Source organism: Candidatus Brocadiaceae bacterium (assembly GCA_012728835.1).
GTDB lineage: Bacteria > Planctomycetota > Brocadiia > SM23-32 > SM23-32 > JAAYEJ01.
In genome coordinates this window covers 14135-30305 of sequence record JAAYEJ010000021.1, presented here as the reverse complement: position 1 = coordinate 30305, position 16171 = coordinate 14135, and the positions used below count along the sequence as shown (strand labels likewise).

Genomic DNA, 16171 nt, shown 5'->3' with positions numbered 1-16171 from the left:
GGTGACGAAGTAGATGGCGCCGGGACGCTCGATGTGCGGCATGCGCCCTCGGCTGCGCACGGACACGTCCCCGGAGCGGGACGCTCCGGGCACTGCCGGCGGGACGCCGGCGCTACGCTTGCTCTTGCGGGCATCGTCGCGTTTGTCTGCGGTCATATGCGCATGCCTCGTAGCGCCGGCCTCCGGCCGGCTGGGGCGCGGGCATCTTGCCCGCGCCACGTTCCTTTGTCCACGCATTCCCCGCAACGGCATACGTCCCCCCCGCAACGGCGTACGGCCCCGGAGCGGGACGCTCCGGGCACCGCCGGCGGGACGCCGGCGCTACGCTTGCTCTTGCCGGCGTTCTCCGGTCATGTGCGCGTCCCGCTCCGCCCCATTCTACAGGCATCTACGCGGCCTCCGCTGCCCGGGGCGCAATCCGTGGCGCCACTTGACCCGGAATGCATACATATATATAGTATACGGAGTGTTTCGCCGAGGTCAAGGCCCCTATGGACTTCGCACACCTGCACGTGCACTCGAACTTCAGCCTGCTCCAGGGCGCGTTCCGCATCGACGAACTGGTCGAGGCGGCCGCGCACATGGGCATGCCGGCCGTGGCCCTGACGGACACGAACGGGCTCTACGGCGCCATTGAGTTCTACGAGGCCGCCCGCGCGGCCGGCCTGCGGCCCGTCATCGGCGCCGAGATCGTCTGGGGCGGCGAACAGTGCATCTGCCTGGCCGCAAGCCGCTGGGGCTACGCCAACCTCTGCCGAATCGTAACCGAGCGCCGCCTGGCCGGCACACGCCACTACGCCGACTTCCTGGCCTCCGAGACCGTGCGCGCCCCCGGGACGCCGCCGGCGCCGTTCGACATCGCCCGCAGCCTGGCCGCCGACCCGGACGGCCTGTTCGCGCTCACGGCCACCCCCTCCCTGCTGCGCCGGCTGAAGGACGTCGTGCCCGAGGGGCGGCTTTACGCGGAACTGCGCGCCGACTCGCCCCATTCGTTCGAGACCCGCTGCCCGTCCCTGCGCGGCCACGAAGATCCCGGCACCGGCGGTCCGCGTGCCGAACGCCGGAAGACGCCCGGCACGGACATCGCCGACCTGGCCGAGCGGCTCGCCGTCCCGCTCGCGGCCACGGTCAACGTGAACTTCCTCCGCCCGGAAGACGCCGAGGCCCACGCCGTCCTGAGCGCCATCCGCGAGAACGTCGCCCTGCACGACCTCCAGGCCGAGCCCGGCATGCTGGCCGACCCGCGCGGCCTCTTGATGCCGGCGGCCGAGGTGGCGGCACGGCTGCCGGCCGCCGTGCGCGAGGCGGCGATGCGCAACTCGGTGCGGATCGCCGAGGCCTGCGACCTGAAACTGGAACTGGGCGTGCCGCACTTCCCCCGCGCCGAGCTGCCGCCGGACCGCACGGCCTGCCAGCGCCTGCGCGACGTCGCCTACGCCGGCGCCCGCCGGCGCTACGGCCGCCTGGCCGGCCCGGTCACGGCCCGCCTGGAGCGCGAACTCAAGGTCATCGAGAAGCTCGACTTCTGCGACTACTTCCTGGTCGTGCATGACATCGTCGCGTTCGCGGAGCGCGAGGGCATCCCGCACGTGGGCCGCGGCTCGGCCGCCAACAGCCTCGTCTCGTACGCCCTGGGGATCTCGGCCGTGGACCCGCTGGCGTTCGACCTCTACTTCGAGCGGTTCCTGAACGAGTTCCGCACGGACGTGCCCGACATCGACATCGACTTCTGCTGGCGCCGCCGGGACGACGTCATCGACTACGTCTACCGCCGCTACGGCCAGGGGCGCGTGGCCATGGTCTCGACGCACGCGACGCTTCGGGCGCGGTCGGCCTTCCGCGACGTCGCGCGCGTCATGGGCCTGCCGGGCCGCGAGATCGACGCGCTCAGCCGGCGGCTGCCGTCCTATGGGGTCTCCGGCATCGAGGAGGCGATGGCCGAGTTCCCCGAGATGGCCGACTTCCCCGTCGACCGGGAGCCGTGGCGGACCGTCGTCCGAACCGCCGCGCGCATCGACGGCTACGTGCGCCACCTGGGCATCCACCTGGGCGGGCTGGTCATCGGTGACCGGCCTCTGACGTGGTACACCGCTCTGGAGGACAGCACGAAGGGCATCGTCGTCACCCAGTACGAGATGAGCGGCATCGAACGGACCGGCCTGGTGAAGATCGACCTGCTGGGCCAGCGGTCCCTCTCGATCGTGGCCGAAGCCGCCCGCAACGTGCGGGAGCAGCGCGGCGTCCGCGTCGACCTGGAGCACCTGCCCGACCCCGACGGGCGCACGGCCACGCTGCTGCGCCGCGGCCGCACGATGGGCTGCTTCCAGATCGAGTCGCCCGGCATGCGGCAGCTTCTGCAGATGCTGCGCGCCGAAGGCATCACTGACCTGATCCAGGCCCTTTCGCTGATCCGCCCCGGCCCGTCCAGCAGCGGCATGAAGGCCGCCTTCATCCGGCGCATGCGCGGCGAGGAGCCGACGGCCTACGCCACCCCCCTGCTGGAGGAGGCCCTGGGAGGCACCTACGGCGTCATGCTCTACCAGGAGGACATCCTGCGTGTGGCGCAGGAGGTCGCGGGGTTCTCGCTGGCCGAGGGCGACGAGCTGCGCAAGTACACGTCCAAGAAGCGGTCGAGGGAGAAACTGGCCGCCTTCCGCCGGCGGTTCGTCCGGGGGGCCGTCCGCCGCGGGGTCGACCAGGACGCTGCGGAGGACATCTGGCGGCAGATCGAGGGCTTCGCCGCCTACTCCTACTGCAAGGCGCACGCCGCCACCTACGGCCACATCGCCTACCAGGCGGCGTACCTGAAGGCCCACTACCCGGCCGAGTTCCTGGCCGGCGTCCTGGCCAACAAGGCCGGCTTCTACGATGCCCGCACCTACCTGGCGGACGCGCGCCGCTTCAACGTGCCGGTCCTGGGGCCGTGCGTCCGACGCAGCGACGTCGAATGCCGGCCCGAGGACGGCGCCATCCGGCCCGGGCTGGAGTTCGTGAAGTCGCTCACGCGCGCGACCATGCGGCGCATGCTGCAGGAGCGCGTACTCCGTGCGTTCGACTCGCTGGAGGACTTCTGCGCGCGCGTGCGCCCGGGCCGCGAGGAACTCGAGAACCTGATCCTCTGCGGCGCTTTCGACTCGTTCGGCTCGACGCGCCCGACCCTGATGATGAAGGCCGACCTCCTGGCGGGCCGCGCGCGCACCGCGGCGACCGCCGCGACGGCGGGGGCGCCGCGCCTGTTCAAGTCGCCGCCCGCCGCCCTCTGCACCGTCCCGGTGCCCGAGCAGCCGCCCTACCCCCTCGCCGAACGCGTGCTCCGGGAGCTGCAGATCCTGGGCTTCAGCCACTCCGGCCACCCGCTCGACGCCTGGGACGACCGCCTGGAGGGCCCGGGGAACACGCCCAGCTTCGACCTGCACCGCCGCGCCGGCCGGTGCGTCACCGTGGTCGGGTGGCTCGTCACCGCACGCCGCGCCGTCACGCGCAACCACCAGTACATGAAGTTCCTCACGCTCGAGGACCGCCACGGCCTCATCGAGGTGGCCGTCTTCCCGGACGTCTACCGCCGCTGCGGCCGCGCCCTGGACGGCGCCGGCTGCTACCGGGTGCGCGGCAGGGTGAAGGAGCAGCACGGCTCGTTCAGCCTCGTTGCCGACGACGTGCGCCCCCTGCCGCCGAACGCCTACCCCGACGCCCTCGAGGCACCGAAGCAGGCCTCCCGGGCGGCCGGGAACGGCTCCAGCGCCCGCTCGAAGATGCCCAGGCTGTAGGCGATGACCAGCCCGTAGTTGCTGACCGGCACGCCGGCCGCACGGCAGAGCACCAGCCGGCTGAGCATCTCCCGGCGGTTCCACATGCAGGCGCCGCAGTGGATCAGCAGCCTGTACTGCCCCAGGTCCTCCGGGAAATCGTGGCCCTGGACCACGTCGAAGTGGAGTTCCCCGCCGACGAACTGCCGCAGCCACCGGGGGATCTTCACGCGGCCGATGTCGTCGGCGATGGGGTGATGGCTGCACGCCTCGGCGATGAGCACCCGGTCGCCGGAGCGCAGGCGCTCGATCGCCAGCGTGTCGACGGCCTGCGAGACCAGGTCGCCCCTGAACCGCGCGAACAGGATGGAGAAGCTCGTCATCGGGATCGAGGGCGGCACGTCGGCGGCGACCTTCAGGAAGCACGAGGAATCCGTCACCACCAGCTTCGGCGGACGGTTGAGGCGGTCGAGCGCCGCACTCAGTTCGCGCTCCTTGACGACCATGCAGTAGGAGTCGCCGTCGAGCAGGTCGCGGATGGACTGGACCTGGGGCAGGATGAGGCGCCCCTTGGGCGCTTCCTTGTCGATCGGCACCACGAGCACGGCCAGTTCGCCCGGGCCGACCAGGTCGCTGAGGATGGCGGGGTTGTCGATGAAGCCCTCCGGGGCGGCGTCCAGAAGCGCCTGGCGGAAGTCCAGGATGCCGGTTCCCCGGCCGGCCGCCGTCTGCACGAGGCGCGGGGCGCGTCCGTTCCGCCCGGCGCCCTTCCCGGCCGCCTTCGGGGGCGCGAAGCGGGCGAGGATGCGGGCGTCGGGCGCCCGGATGTCCGTCTTGTTGAGCACGATGACGACCGGCGTCTCGCGGCGGCTCAGCTCCTGGAGGATCTGCTCCTCGAACTCGCCCCACGTGTCGGCCTCGGTGATGATGACGCCGATGTCGGTGCGGTCGAATGCGCTGCGCGTCTTCTTGACGCGCAGTTCGCCGAGCGCGCCCACGTCGTCGATGCCGGCGGTGTCGATGAACAGCACGGGCCCGAGCGGCAGCAGCTCCATCGGCTTCTCGACCGGGTCCGTCGTGGTGCCGGCGACCTCGCTGACGATGCTGACCTGCTGGCGCGTGATGGCGTTCAGCAGGCTGGACTTGCCCACGTTGCGCCGGCCGAACAGGCCGATGTGCAGGCGCAGGCCCCTGGGTGTGCGCTGCATCAGGACGACGCCTCCTCCGGAGAGCCGAGCCGCATCACGGCCTCGGGGCTGATCAGCGCGTCGAACGCCTCCTCGCTGAGTATCCCTTCGGCCAGGACGACCTCGCGCACGGTGCGGCCGGTGCGGCGGGCCTCCTGCGCGATCCGCCCGGCGGACTCGTAGCCGACCCGCGCCACCAGCGCCGTGAGCATGGCCGTGGAGCCCTCCACCAGGCGCCGACAGCGGCCCTCGTCGGCCTCGATGCCCTCCACACAGCGCCTGAGCATGTGGCAGGCGTTCGTCAGGAATCCGATGCCGCCCAGCAGGCAGTCGGCCACCAGCGGCAGGAACGGGTTCAGCTCCAGGCTCCCGGACGCGCAGGCCGCGGCGATCGTCTGGTCATAGCCCATCACCAGCATGGCCGCCTGGCCGACGGCCTCCGGCACGACGGGATTGACCTTGCCGGGCATGATCGACGAGCCGGCCTGCACGGGCGGCAGGCGGATCTCGCCCAGCCCGGCCTCCGGTCCGGACGCCATCAGCCGGAGGTCCGAGCAGACCTTCAGCAGGTTCGTGGCGCAGGCCCTCAGGACGCCGGAGACCTCCACGAACACGTCGGCGTTCTGCGTGGCTTCGACGAGGTTCTCGGCGCGGGCGAGGTTCAGGCCGGTCAACTCGCGCAGGCGGTCGACGACGCGGAAGATGTACTGCCGGGGCGCGGCCAGCCCCGTGCCGATCGCCGTGCCGCCGAGGTTGACGACGCGGAGCCGCTCCCGGCACTTGGACACGCGCCAGCGGTCTCGCGAGAATGCCTCCGCATAGGCGCCCATCTGCCGCCCCAGCGTGGTCGGCACGGCGTCCTGCCACTGCGTGCGCCCGACCTTGACGACGCCGGCAAAGCGCTTCTCGTTGACCTGGAAGGCCTCCTGGAGCCCCACGAGCCGCTCCTCGAGCGGCTCCGTCAGGCGGATTGCGGCCACCTTGAGGGCCGTCGGGAAGGTGTCGTTGGTCGACTGGTGCCGGTTCAGGTCGCCGAGGGGCGAGATGACGTGGCCGGCGCCCGGCGGCTCTCCCAGTATCTGCAGGGCGCGGTTGGCCAGGACCTCGTTGACGTTCATGTTCAGGCTGGTGCCCGCACCGCCCTGGAGGGCGTCCACCAGGATGTGCTGGTCCAGGAGCCCGTCCGCCATCTCCCGGCAGGCGCACCGGATGGCGTCGGCCACGTGCGGGCGCCCGCGCCAAGCGCCCAGTTCGCAGTTGGTGACGGCGCAGGCGAGCTTGACGGCGCCGAAGGCCGCGATCAGCGCCGGGTGCGGCGGGCGCAGCGCCAGGCGGAAGTTCTCCACGGCGCGCACCGTGTGGACGCCGTACAGGGCATCGGCGGGCACGTCCCGTTCGCCCAGCAGGTCGGCTTCGCGTCGAAACGCAACGTCCGGCATGGACTGGTCTCCCATAGGTCTGGCGACGGCGCGGGTGCGGGGGCGCTTCCCGGGGCTCGACAGGAGCATGCAGGACACGCCGCGGCCATCCCGACCGTCACCACTATCATAGAGTCGGGGACGGCGCGGTCAAATGTCCGCCGGGGCAGGGCTTCCCGGAGGCCGGCGTCGTCTCGGGCCGTCGGACGCGGCAGGGGCCGCCGGCTGACGGCCGGAGCAGCGGCGGCAGAGGCCGATCAGCGTGATTTCCGCGCGTTCGACGGTCGGGCGGCGATCCCGGGTCAGGCGCGACCAGACCGCGCTCAGATCGACGGGGTCCAGGCACGTCACGCGGCCGCAGCACCGGCAGGTGAAGTGGGGATGGGCCGGCGGGCTGTGCCGGCAGGTCAGTTCGTAGCGTTCGAGCCTCTCGCCGTCGGGCACCTTCCGGATGAGTCCGGCCGCCTCGAGGGCGTCGAGGTTGCGGTAGATCGTGGTCCTGTGGACGGAGTGCTCGCCGGCCCGAACGCGCTCGAGCAGGTCGCCGGCCGTCACCGTGCCCGCCTGCTCGTGCAGGGCGGCCATGATGGCCAGGCGCAGCCTGGTCACGTTCAGCCCGTTGGTGCGCAGGTCCTCGGCGTAGTGGGCGCCCTTTGTCTCCTCTCTGCTGGCCCTGCCTCTGCTCATACCGGCCCACGCAAACTGACGGAAGACCGCTGCAGCGGCCGCACCTTACGCCCTGCAGGCCGTCCGGACGCGCGCGAACGCATCCATGGCGAACTCGATGTCCGCCGGCTCGTGGGCGGCCGAGAGTTGCACCCGAATGCGCGCCTTGCCCTTCGGAACCACCGGGTAGCTGAACCCGATCACGTAGACGCCCTCGTCCAGCATCATCGAGGCCATGCGCTGCGCCAGCGCGGCCTCGCCCAGCATGATGGGCACGATGGGGTGGTCGCCCTGCGGGATGTCGAAGCCGCGCTCGGCCATGCCGGCGCGGAACAGCCGGGTATTCGCCTCCAGCTTGTCGCGCAGGGCCGTCGACCCCGACAGGATGTCCAGGACCGTCAGCGACGTGGCGGCGATGGCGGGCACGAGCGTGTTGGAGAACAGGTAGGGGCGCGAGCGCTGGCGGAGCATCTCGACGATCTCCGCGCGGCCGCTGGTGAAGCCGCCGCTGGCGCCGCCCAGCGCCTTGCCCAGCGTGCCGGTGATGACGTCGACGCGGCCCATCACGTCGCGGTACTCGGGCGTGCCGCGGCCCGTCGCCCCCACAAACCCGGTGGCGTGCGAGTCGTCGACCATGACGAGGGCGTCGTAACGGTCGGCCAGTTCGCAGATGTCGGCCAGACGCGCGATGGTGCCGTCCATGGAGAAGACGCCGTCGGTGGCGATCATGCGGAAGCGCGCCCCGGAGGACTCCTTGAGCTTCTCCTCCAGGTCGGCCATGTCGCAGTTGCGGTAGCGGTAGCGCTGCGCCTTGCAGAGTCGCACGCCGTCGATGATGCTGGCGTGGTTCAGTTCGTCGCTCAGGATGGCGTCTTCGGGGCCGAGCAGGGCCTCGAAGAGCCCGCCGTTGGCGTCGAAGCACGAGTTGTAGAGGATGGAGTCCTCGGTGCCGAGGAAGGTGCTGAGCTTCGCCTCCAGCCGCTTGTGCAGTTCCTGCGTGCCGCAGATGAAGCGCACGGAGCTGAGCCCGTAGCCCCACCGCTCGTAGCTGTCGCGGGCGGCGCGGACCACGCGGGGGTCGTTGGCCAGCCCCAGGTAGTTGTTCGCACAGAAGTTCAGCACCTCGCGGCCGCCGGCGACGGCGACGCGGGCGCCCTGGGGCGAGACCAGCACGCGCTCGTCCTTGGAGAGCCCGGCCTCGCGGATGGCGTCCAGTTCGGCGGCCAGGTGGGCCTTCATCGAGCCGTACATGGCATGCTCCTCACATCTCGGACCAGTCGAGTATCACCTTGCCGGACTGCCCGGAGCGCATGACTTCGAAGCCCTTCTCGAACTCCGTGAAGGGGAAGCGGTGGGTGATGACCGGCGTGACGTCCAGCCCGCCCTGGATCATGACGGACATCTTGTACCACGTCTCGTACATCTCGCGCCCGTAGATGCCCTTGATGGTCAGGCTGTTGAAGACGACCTTCGACCAGTCGATCTCGGCGGTGGGCAGGATGCCCAGCAGCGCGATCTTGCCTCCGTGGCACATGCTGCCCAGCATGTCGCGGAAGGCGCGCGGGCTGCCCGACATCTCCATGCCGACGTCGAAGCCCTCCTTCATGTCCAGCTCGGCCTGCACGTCGCGCAGGCTCTCCCGGCGCACGTCGACGACGCGCGTGGCGCCCATGCCCCGGGCGAGTTCCAGGCGGTAGGGGTTCAGGTCCGTGACGACCACGTAGCGGGCGCCGGCGTAGCGGGCGATGGCGGCGGCCATGATGCCGATGGGCCCGGCGCCGGTGATCAGCACGTCCTCGCCGAGCACGTCGAACGAGAGCGCCGTGTGCGTGGCGTTCCCCAGGGGGTCGAAGCAACTGACGATGTCCAGCGGGATGCCCTTCCAGACGGGCCAGACGTTCGTGACGGGTATCGAGAGGAACTCGGCGAAGGCGCCGTCCCGGTTGACGCCCACACCGGAGGTGTGCGGGCAGAGGTGGCGCCGGCCGGCCAGGCAGTTGCGGCACCGCCCGCAGACCAGGTGCCCCTCGCCGCTCACGATGTCGCCCGGCCTGTAGTCATGCACGTTCTCCCCGAACGACTCGACCACGCCGACGAACTCATGCCCGGTCACCATCGGGACCGGGATGGTCCGCTGAGACCATTCGTCCCAGTTCCATATGTGCACGTCCGTGCCGCAGATGCTCGTCTTGAGTATCCGGATCAGCACGTCGTTCTTGCCCACGCTCGGAACGGGCACCTCCTGCAGCCAGAGCCCCTCCTCCGGCTTCGCCTTCACCAGCGCCTTCATCGTCTTCATCTTCGACTCCGTACAGACGGGAACCACAAGACGAGGGCAACAAGGGGCGGCGTACGTGGGGGGGACCGTCCCTGACCATGCGCACGAGGTTACCGGCAAGCGGCCGGCGGTTCAAGCGCCGGGGGCGGCGTGTCACACCGCTTTCAGGTGCAGCAGGACGTCTCCTTCGAACGGCGGCGCCAGGCGCACGCCTCCGCCCGGCGCCCGCACCTTCCTGGGGGGCGACTGCTCGGCCCGGGAGCAGTCATACCACGCGGCCCGGTAGGTGCCGGCCGGAAGACGCGCGGAGAACCGACCGCCCTCGGGCTGGTAGATCAGATACTCGCGCCCATCGTCGGCCAGGCAGTAGCCCGTCGACGCCAGGTCGCCCTGCGGGGTCGTGCGGGCCAGGTCCACCTGCTTCGCCCACGTGAGCGTCGCCCCCATGGCGCGGCGCACGGGGTCCCAGACGGCGTCCGGCGCCTTGCCCAGCCGGGCGTCGCGATAGGGGTCCATGAAGATGGGCTGGAGGCCGCGCAGGAAGCTCCGCCAGACCCACTTTCGCACGGTCTCGGCCTCCTCGGCCGGCGGCACCCCCCACAGGTGGTCGGTATCGGCCAGGACGACCTTCGAGCCGTCCGCCGTCGGGGGATCATGCCGGTAGTTGAGGCCGTCCGGACCCTCCGGGTTGGGCGAGACCCACTCGGCCGCGCTCTCGAACAGGGCGGCGTTCGTGCCCGGGTCGTCCGGGCACCACTGGACGGTCATCCCGACGGGGTGCCGCATGGGCCTGTCGGATTCGGCCTCGCGCACGAGGTCGATCATCCGGTACTGCCACTTGGTCGAGCCGCCGTGGCTCTCGTTGGCGATCTCGAAGAGCACGTTGTCCAGGTCGGCGACGGCGGCCACGACGTGCCGCACGTAGTCGGACTGAACGTCCAGGATGGGCAGGATGGCGGCCGTGTGCACCTCGCGCCCGTGGCCGGTCTCGAACGGGTCGCCGTTGATGCCGTTGACGTTGTTGTCCTTGTGGAACGGGTGGCCCCGCCACGGGTCGCCGGCGGCGTCGCCTTTCTTCTCGACGCTGAAGCCCTGGAAGAGCATCACGGAGACGTAGATCCCCCGGTCGCGGGCGTCCAGCACGCGCTTGCGGAGGCGGTCCATGTAGCCCTTGCTGACGCGGGTGACGTCGAACCGGGGCCGCCCGTCGAGGGCCTCGCCCGGCCCGGGCCGCATGAAGGCACTCGGCTCGTAGGCCATCGGCTCCTGGCCGGAGAAGTCCGACGCGTGCTCCCAGTGCCACATGCGGATGAAGTTGTGCCCGTGCTCCTTCAGGAAATCCAGGTACTTCGGATAGTCGAAGGGCTCTCCGCCCTCCGGAAGGCGTTCCTGGAGGTTGGCCCACGTGTGGGAGCCGGTCAGGTAGACCACCTCCCCGGTTGCTGAATTCGCGAAGTAGCGCGGATTGGTCGGGTGAACGACCAGAGGTCCCATCGGTCGTCGTACGTCCGTCATCCCCTTGCTCCCGGCGAACACCGGATACCACACAACGTATTCCCTCCCTTGTACGCCGAATGGCCGCCCGGGTCAAACGCCGGCGCGCCGCTCCATGGCATGGCGGCCTGAGCGCGGCTATACTGGCCGATCATGACGAAGAGATGGACGCTCCCACCCGACAGGACATCCGCCGCACGCAGTCTCGCCACGTCCCTTGGCGTCGCCGAGCCGACGGCCCTGCTCCTGGCCAACCGCGGCCTGACGGAGCCGGAGGACGCCCGGCGCTTCCTCCAGCCCAGCCTGCATGAACTGGAGGACCCCTGCCGGCATGAGGCCGTCACGGCGGCCGCCGCGTTCCTCCACGAAGCGGTGCTCGCGCGGCGGCGGATCGCCGTGTTCGGCGACTTCGACGCCGACGGCATCTGCGCGGCCGCCCTGCTGATGCGCTGCCTGCGCCAGGCCGGAGCGGACGTGGAACTCTACATCCCCCACCGCATCGACGAGGGCTACGGGCTCAGCTGCGAGGCCCTGGAACAACTGGCCGCCGGCGGGGTGCAGGTCGTCGTGACCGTGGACTGCGGGGTGACCGCGCTGGAGCCCGCCGCGTGCGCACGCGCCCTGGGGCTGGACCTGGTGGTGACCGACCATCACGAGCCGGGCGAGGAGCTGCCGGCGGCCGCCCACATCCTGAACCCGAAACTGCCCGGACAGGAGTTCGGCTACCGCTACCTGGCCGGGGTCGGCGTCGCCTTCAAGCTCGTCTGGGCCCTCGGCCAGCAGATGTCCGTGGGCCACCGCGTCAGCGACGAATTCCGCGAACTGATGATGGAATCGCTCTCGCTGGTCGCCCTGGGGACGGTGGCCGACGTGGTCCCCCTGCTGGAGGAGAACCGCGTGCTGGCGCACTTCGGCCTGCGGGCGCTGGCGGCGCCGAGCACGCCGGGCCTGCGGGCGCTGGTGGCGGCCGGCCGCCTGCGCGGCGAGCGCGTCACGGCCGAGGACGTCGGCTTCCGGCTGGCCCCGCGCCTGAACGCCGCCGGCCGCATGGGCGATGCGCGCGCCGCCGTCGAGATGCTCATGACCGACGACGAGCAGCACGCCGCCGAGATGGTCGCCCACCTGGAGGCCCAGAACCGCCTGCGCATCGCCACACAGCGCGCCGCCGTCCGGCAGGCCCACGACATGCTGGAGGCCGACCCGGCCCTGTCCGAGGCGAGCTGCATCGTCCTGGCCAGCCCGGAATGGCACCAGGGCATCGTCGGGCTGGTCGCATCGCGCCTGGCCGAGCACTACTGGCGCCCGGCCTTCGTCTTCGCCGTCGACGGCGAGGTCGCCTGCGGCAGCGCCCGCGGCGTGCCGGGATGCTCGATGTTCGCCATCGTGAGTCGGTGCGCCGACCTGCTGACCCGCTATGGCGGCCACGCGGGGGCCGCCGGGATGACGCTGCCGACCCGGAACCTGCCGGCCTTCACGGAACGGGTCAACGAGGCGGCCCGCGCCCACATGGGAGCCGCTCCCCCGCCGCCCGAGCTGCCCGTCGACGGCTGGATCGCGCTCCAGACGCTCACCCCCGCGCTCGTCCACGAGATGGGCCTGCTGGGGCCGTTCGGCGCCGGCAACCCCCAGCCCCTGTTCGCCGCCTCGGGCCTGCGGCTCGTCGGCAACGGACGGACGGTCGGGTCCAACGGCAACCACCTGGCCTTCATGGTCCGCCAGGACCGCACCACCCTGCGCGCCATCGCCATGGGCAGGGCCGAATGGCTGCCCGAGCTCCGCGCACGCAAGGGGGAACCCTTTTCGCTGGCCTTCCAGCCGGGCCTGGACTACTATCAGCGCACGGCCGCGGTGGAACTGCGCGTGCAGGACTTCCAGTGGGACGACGACCCGCAAGTGGAACGCCGCGCCGAATGAGGGGCTATCAGCCCGTTGAAGAAGTATGGAACTGCCGATCCAAACCAGCGCCTCGGACGTCTGACATGGCAGTGCCGTGTCGAGCGGGTGGATCGGGAGGGACAGCCTCTTGGAGCGAGCGATGGCCATGGGCGCGTCGGCGGCGGATGAAGGCGCCGGAGACCGCCCGATGTCCCTGACCGACGAAGAGGCCATGCTGCGCGTGCAGCGAGACGGCGATCGCCGCGCGTTCGGTCTCATCATGCGGCGCTGGGATGGGCCTGTCTTCCGGCTCTGCGCACGCTGGCGGCGTTGACGGAACAGGAGTTCCAGCGCACCCGGGTGCAGTTGACCGCCGTGGTCCGGACTGTGTCCATGGATCAAGGAGAGAACGTAAGGATGATACGGCCGATGACGTGGGTGGGGCTGGCGTTGGCGGCCCTGATGATGTCTCTGTGCGGGGCGGTCGCAGCGGCGGGCACAGGGGCCCGCAGCGAGGTGATGTCGCAGGTCATAGACGCTGAGGAGGAGACGGGCCTCCGGATGATGCAGGAGGCAATGGGGATGGAACAGGAGGCCCGGATGCGGGCAGGCATGGGACTCCGAAGGGGAGCGGCGAGGACCGGCGGGCTGAGGGCCGACGAACAGAAGGCACTTGCCGAACTGCGCGAGCTGGCCGGCTGCACCACCGATCGGGCTCCGCGCGTGATCCTCGTGCCCGCCGGTGAGATGGACGACGAACGCACTGCCGCACTGCTGGACGACCTGATTATCATGTCGCGAGTGCTCGACAAGACGCTGGCGCAGGCGTTCGGCAAGGAGCACGTGGCGCAACCGGAGCCGGCGGTGCCCGCTACGCCGATGTTCGCGTCGGCCTTCGCCCCACAGGACAGACAACCGAGGGCGCTGTACCTGGACGGCTATGGCGCCGTCTTCATGCTGAGCGTCCGTTTCCCACTGATCGGTCCCCCGCCGGCCGGAACAGAGGGACCCGAGGAGGAGCCGGCCTCCCTGTGGGAGCAGACGCAGCGGGAGCTGACGGCACCGCCCGAGCCCAGAGTAGTCTACGCCGTGCCGCAGGAGCCGCCCTTCCGCCCCGAGTCGGTCGAGAAGCTGAAGAACGCACTCCTGACGGCGCTCGAAGAAGCGAAGAACATGCGCAGCATCGGTGCGGAGGAAGCCCTGTCGGTCATCGTTTTCGGCACCCAGCCGTCCTACCCATGGTTTGGAGTGGACCCGGGCGTGCTGACGCTGCACGCGCGCAAGGCGGACGTCGACGCGCTGGCGGCCGGCACGCTGCCGGCGGAGGAGTTCGTCAAGAAGGTCACCATCATCGTGCGGTAGCGGAGCCGCAGAGGCGGTCAGGGCATCTCGGCGATGGCGTCCCCGATCGACTCCAGGCAGTGCGCGAGGATCGGGCCGGCGCCTTCGCCGCCGTGGACGCTCGTCCCCTCGCTGACGATGGCGAAGGCCACCTTCGGGTCGTCGTGCGGCAGGTAGCCCGCGAACCAGGCGTGGTTCGGCCGCCCCTGGCCCATCTCGGCGGTGCCCGTCTTGCCGGCAACGCCGTAGTGCTCCAGCCCCATCCCGTCGGCCGTGCCGCCGGGCAGAGTGACGAGCCGCATGCCCTCGCGCACGGTGTCCAGGGTGCCCGGCTTCAGGGGGATGCGCACGGAGGCGGGTCTGTCGGGGGGGATCCGCTCCCCGGCGGCCGTCCGGAAATGGTCGATGAAGTGCGGGGTGTGCAGCGTGCCGCCGTTGGCGACGGCCGCCATCATCCCGGCCACCTGCAGCGGCGTGCAGCGCATCTCGCCCTGGCCGATGGACAGGTTGATGACGCCGAAGGTGTGCCGGGGCACGGGCACCTGGCTGTGCCGGGCCTCGAAGGGCAGGTCCACGCCGGTGGGGCGCCCCAGGCCGAAGGCCGTCGCCCATCGTGCCATCGCGTCCCCGCCGGCCCTGAGTCCGACATGATAGAAGTAGATGTTGCACGACTTCTGGATGGCGGGCAGGAGCGCAATGGAACGGTGGTAGCCGGTGCACGTGAACGGCCGGGATTGTGCGCCGGCGCGGAAGACCTCTCTCTGGCGGCAGTCGAACGTGGTCGCGGGCGTGATGGCGCCCTCCTCCAGGGCGGCGATGGCGGCGATGATCTTGAAGACCGAGCCGGTCGGCAGGGCCCCCTGGGTCGGGCGGAAGACGAGCGGGTGAAGCGGGTGGGCCAGCAGCTCCGGGTAGCGGGTCCTGTAGTCGGCCAGGTCGTAGGCCGGCCAGGTGGCGGCGGCCAGGACGGCGCCCGAACTCACGTCCATCAGGACGAACGCCCCGGCCGAGAAGTCCAGTTGCGGGTTCAGCTCCCGGTCGGCGGCCCAGGCCAGCGCGTTGTTGGCCGCCTCCTGGAAGTCCTCCCGCAGCGTCAGGCAGACGTCCTGCCCTGGCTCCGGCGCGACCTCCTCGGATTCCCTCTCATAGGACAGGTATTTGAACACCAGCCGGTTCAGGACGTGGCCGCGGGTCCCCCGCAGCCGGTCCTCCGCCGCCCGCTCGATGCCGAAGTCGCCGACGTGGTCGTCCATCCGGTAGAGCTTCCCGATCCCGGCGAACGTCTGGCCGGCCCGCCAGGTGCGGCCGTCCTCGAGCAGGCTCGCCCACATCTCGGGCGAGAGGGCCCGCATCGGCCCGATCACGTGCGCGGCCAGCCCGCTGTTCGTGTGCCGGCGCGTGGTCCGCTCCAGCACCTTGACCGCCGGCTCCACGGCACGGTTCACGCGCACGACGGGCAGGCGCTCCGGCTCTGTGCGGAAGACGATGGCCGCCTCCGCCTTCAGGTCCTCGCAGACGACGTGCCACTGGTAGCGTTCGCTGATGCGGATGTCCGCCTTGCCCTCGCGCTCCATCTGGCGGCGCCGGACGCTCGCCTCCATCTGCTCGACCTTGCGCACGATGTCGTCGGCCCGCGCCGTCAGGTCCTCGATCGTCGAGTCGGTCAGCGCGGCCACGATCGGCCGCCAGTCGGCGGGTCGGCCGGCCGACGGCGCCCCGGCCCGGAGTGCGCGCTGCGACTCGCCCGCCAGGCGGCGGCGCACGTAGTCCTGCGCCGAACCCGGGGACTCGGCCCGGGCCTCCAGCCAGAGCCGGCGGCAGTCCTCGGCGCCCGGCGGCGGCAGGCCGGCAACGGCGGCATATTCGTCCAGAAGCCCCCGCACATCCTCCAGCGCCCAGGGCTCGCGGCACGCGGGCACGAGCTGGCTGTAGTGAACGGCCACGTCGAAGGACGGGGCCTGGTAGGCCAGGGGCGTGCCCCAGTAGCCGTAGATGCCCCCCCGCAGGGTCTCGATGGAGCGGTTCCCGCCGGCCTGCGTGTACCGGTCGAGCACGAAGAGGTCATGCGAGCCGATCTGGACCTGCGCCAGGCGCGCGAGCAGGACGCACCACGCCAGCGTCAGGACGGCCAGCATCACCCTCACACGTCGGCGGAACACCGGTTCG

11 protein-coding genes are annotated in these 16171 nt (G+C 70.9%); 4 read left to right on the top strand and 7 right to left on the bottom strand.

Annotated elements, in window-relative coordinates; all coding sequences use genetic code 11:
- Positions 1-491: 491 nt before the first annotated feature.
- Positions 492-3767 (top strand): DNA polymerase III subunit alpha, encoded by a 3276-nt coding sequence (locus GXY85_03415; GenBank protein ID NLW49877.1) that lies wholly within the window; start codon positions 492-494, stop codon positions 3765-3767.
- On the opposite strand, the gene hydF is transcribed toward GXY85_03415, so the two are convergent.
- The 6 genes from hydF to GXY85_03385 all read right to left on the bottom strand — a co-directional run bounded on the left by hydF (position 3680) and on the right by GXY85_03385 (position 10810).
- Positions 3680-4954: a [FeFe] hydrogenase H-cluster maturation GTPase HydF gene (gene hydF, locus GXY85_03410; GenBank protein ID NLW49876.1), complete on the bottom strand. Its 1275-nt coding sequence runs from the start codon at positions 4952-4954 to the stop codon at positions 3680-3682. The two genes, GXY85_03415 and hydF, sit on opposite strands and share 88 nt — an antisense overlap.
- Positions 4954-6372 (bottom strand): aspartate ammonia-lyase, encoded by a 1419-nt coding sequence (locus GXY85_03405; protein ID NLW49875.1) that lies wholly within the window; start codon positions 6370-6372, stop codon positions 4954-4956. The genes hydF and GXY85_03405 overlap by 1 nt, the downstream gene beginning before the upstream one ends.
- Positions 6373-6501: 129 nt before the next feature.
- Positions 6502-7038, bottom strand: a complete 537-nt coding sequence (locus tag GXY85_03400; GenBank protein NLW49874.1) for a transcriptional repressor — start codon at positions 7036-7038, stop codon at positions 6502-6504.
- A gap of 45 nt (positions 7039-7083) precedes the next feature.
- Positions 7084-8268 (bottom strand): glycine C-acetyltransferase, encoded by a 1185-nt coding sequence (gene kbl, locus GXY85_03395; protein NLW49873.1) that lies wholly within the window; start codon positions 8266-8268, stop codon positions 7084-7086.
- A gap of 10 nt (positions 8269-8278) precedes the next feature.
- The gene (gene tdh, locus GXY85_03390) at positions 8279-9307 is read right to left on the bottom strand and encodes an L-threonine 3-dehydrogenase (GenBank protein ID NLW49872.1); all 1029 of its coding nucleotides are present in this window, start codon (positions 9305-9307) and stop codon (positions 8279-8281) included.
- 141 nt (positions 9308-9448) lie between these two features.
- On the bottom strand, positions 9449-10810 hold the full coding sequence (locus tag GXY85_03385; protein ID NLW49871.1) for a hypothetical protein: 1362 nt from the start codon (positions 10808-10810) through the stop codon (positions 9449-9451).
- A 132-nt stretch (positions 10811-10942) separates the two neighbouring features.
- On the opposite strand from GXY85_03385, the gene recJ reads away from it, so the two are divergent.
- The 3 genes from recJ (at position 10943) to GXY85_03370 (ending at position 14026) form a co-directional block, all read left to right on the top strand.
- The gene (gene recJ / locus GXY85_03380; GenBank protein NLW49870.1) at positions 10943-12703 is read left to right on the top strand and encodes a single-stranded-DNA-specific exonuclease RecJ; all 1761 of its coding nucleotides are present in this window, start codon (positions 10943-10945) and stop codon (positions 12701-12703) included.
- Positions 12704-12812: 109 nt separating this feature from the next.
- Positions 12813-12998: a hypothetical protein gene (locus tag GXY85_03375; GenBank protein ID NLW49869.1), complete on the top strand. Its 186-nt coding sequence runs from the start codon at positions 12813-12815 to the stop codon at positions 12996-12998.
- 83 nt (positions 12999-13081) lie between these two features.
- Entirely contained in the window at positions 13082-14026 is a 945-nt protein-coding gene (locus tag GXY85_03370) for a hypothetical protein (protein NLW49868.1), read from the top strand.
- A gap of 17 nt (positions 14027-14043) precedes the next feature.
- Here GXY85_03370 and GXY85_03365 read toward each other — a convergent pair whose 3' ends face one another.
- The gene (locus GXY85_03365) at positions 14044-16164 is read right to left on the bottom strand and encodes a hypothetical protein (protein ID NLW49867.1); all 2121 of its coding nucleotides are present in this window, start codon (positions 16162-16164) and stop codon (positions 14044-14046) included.
- Positions 16165-16171: the final 7 nt, after the last annotated feature.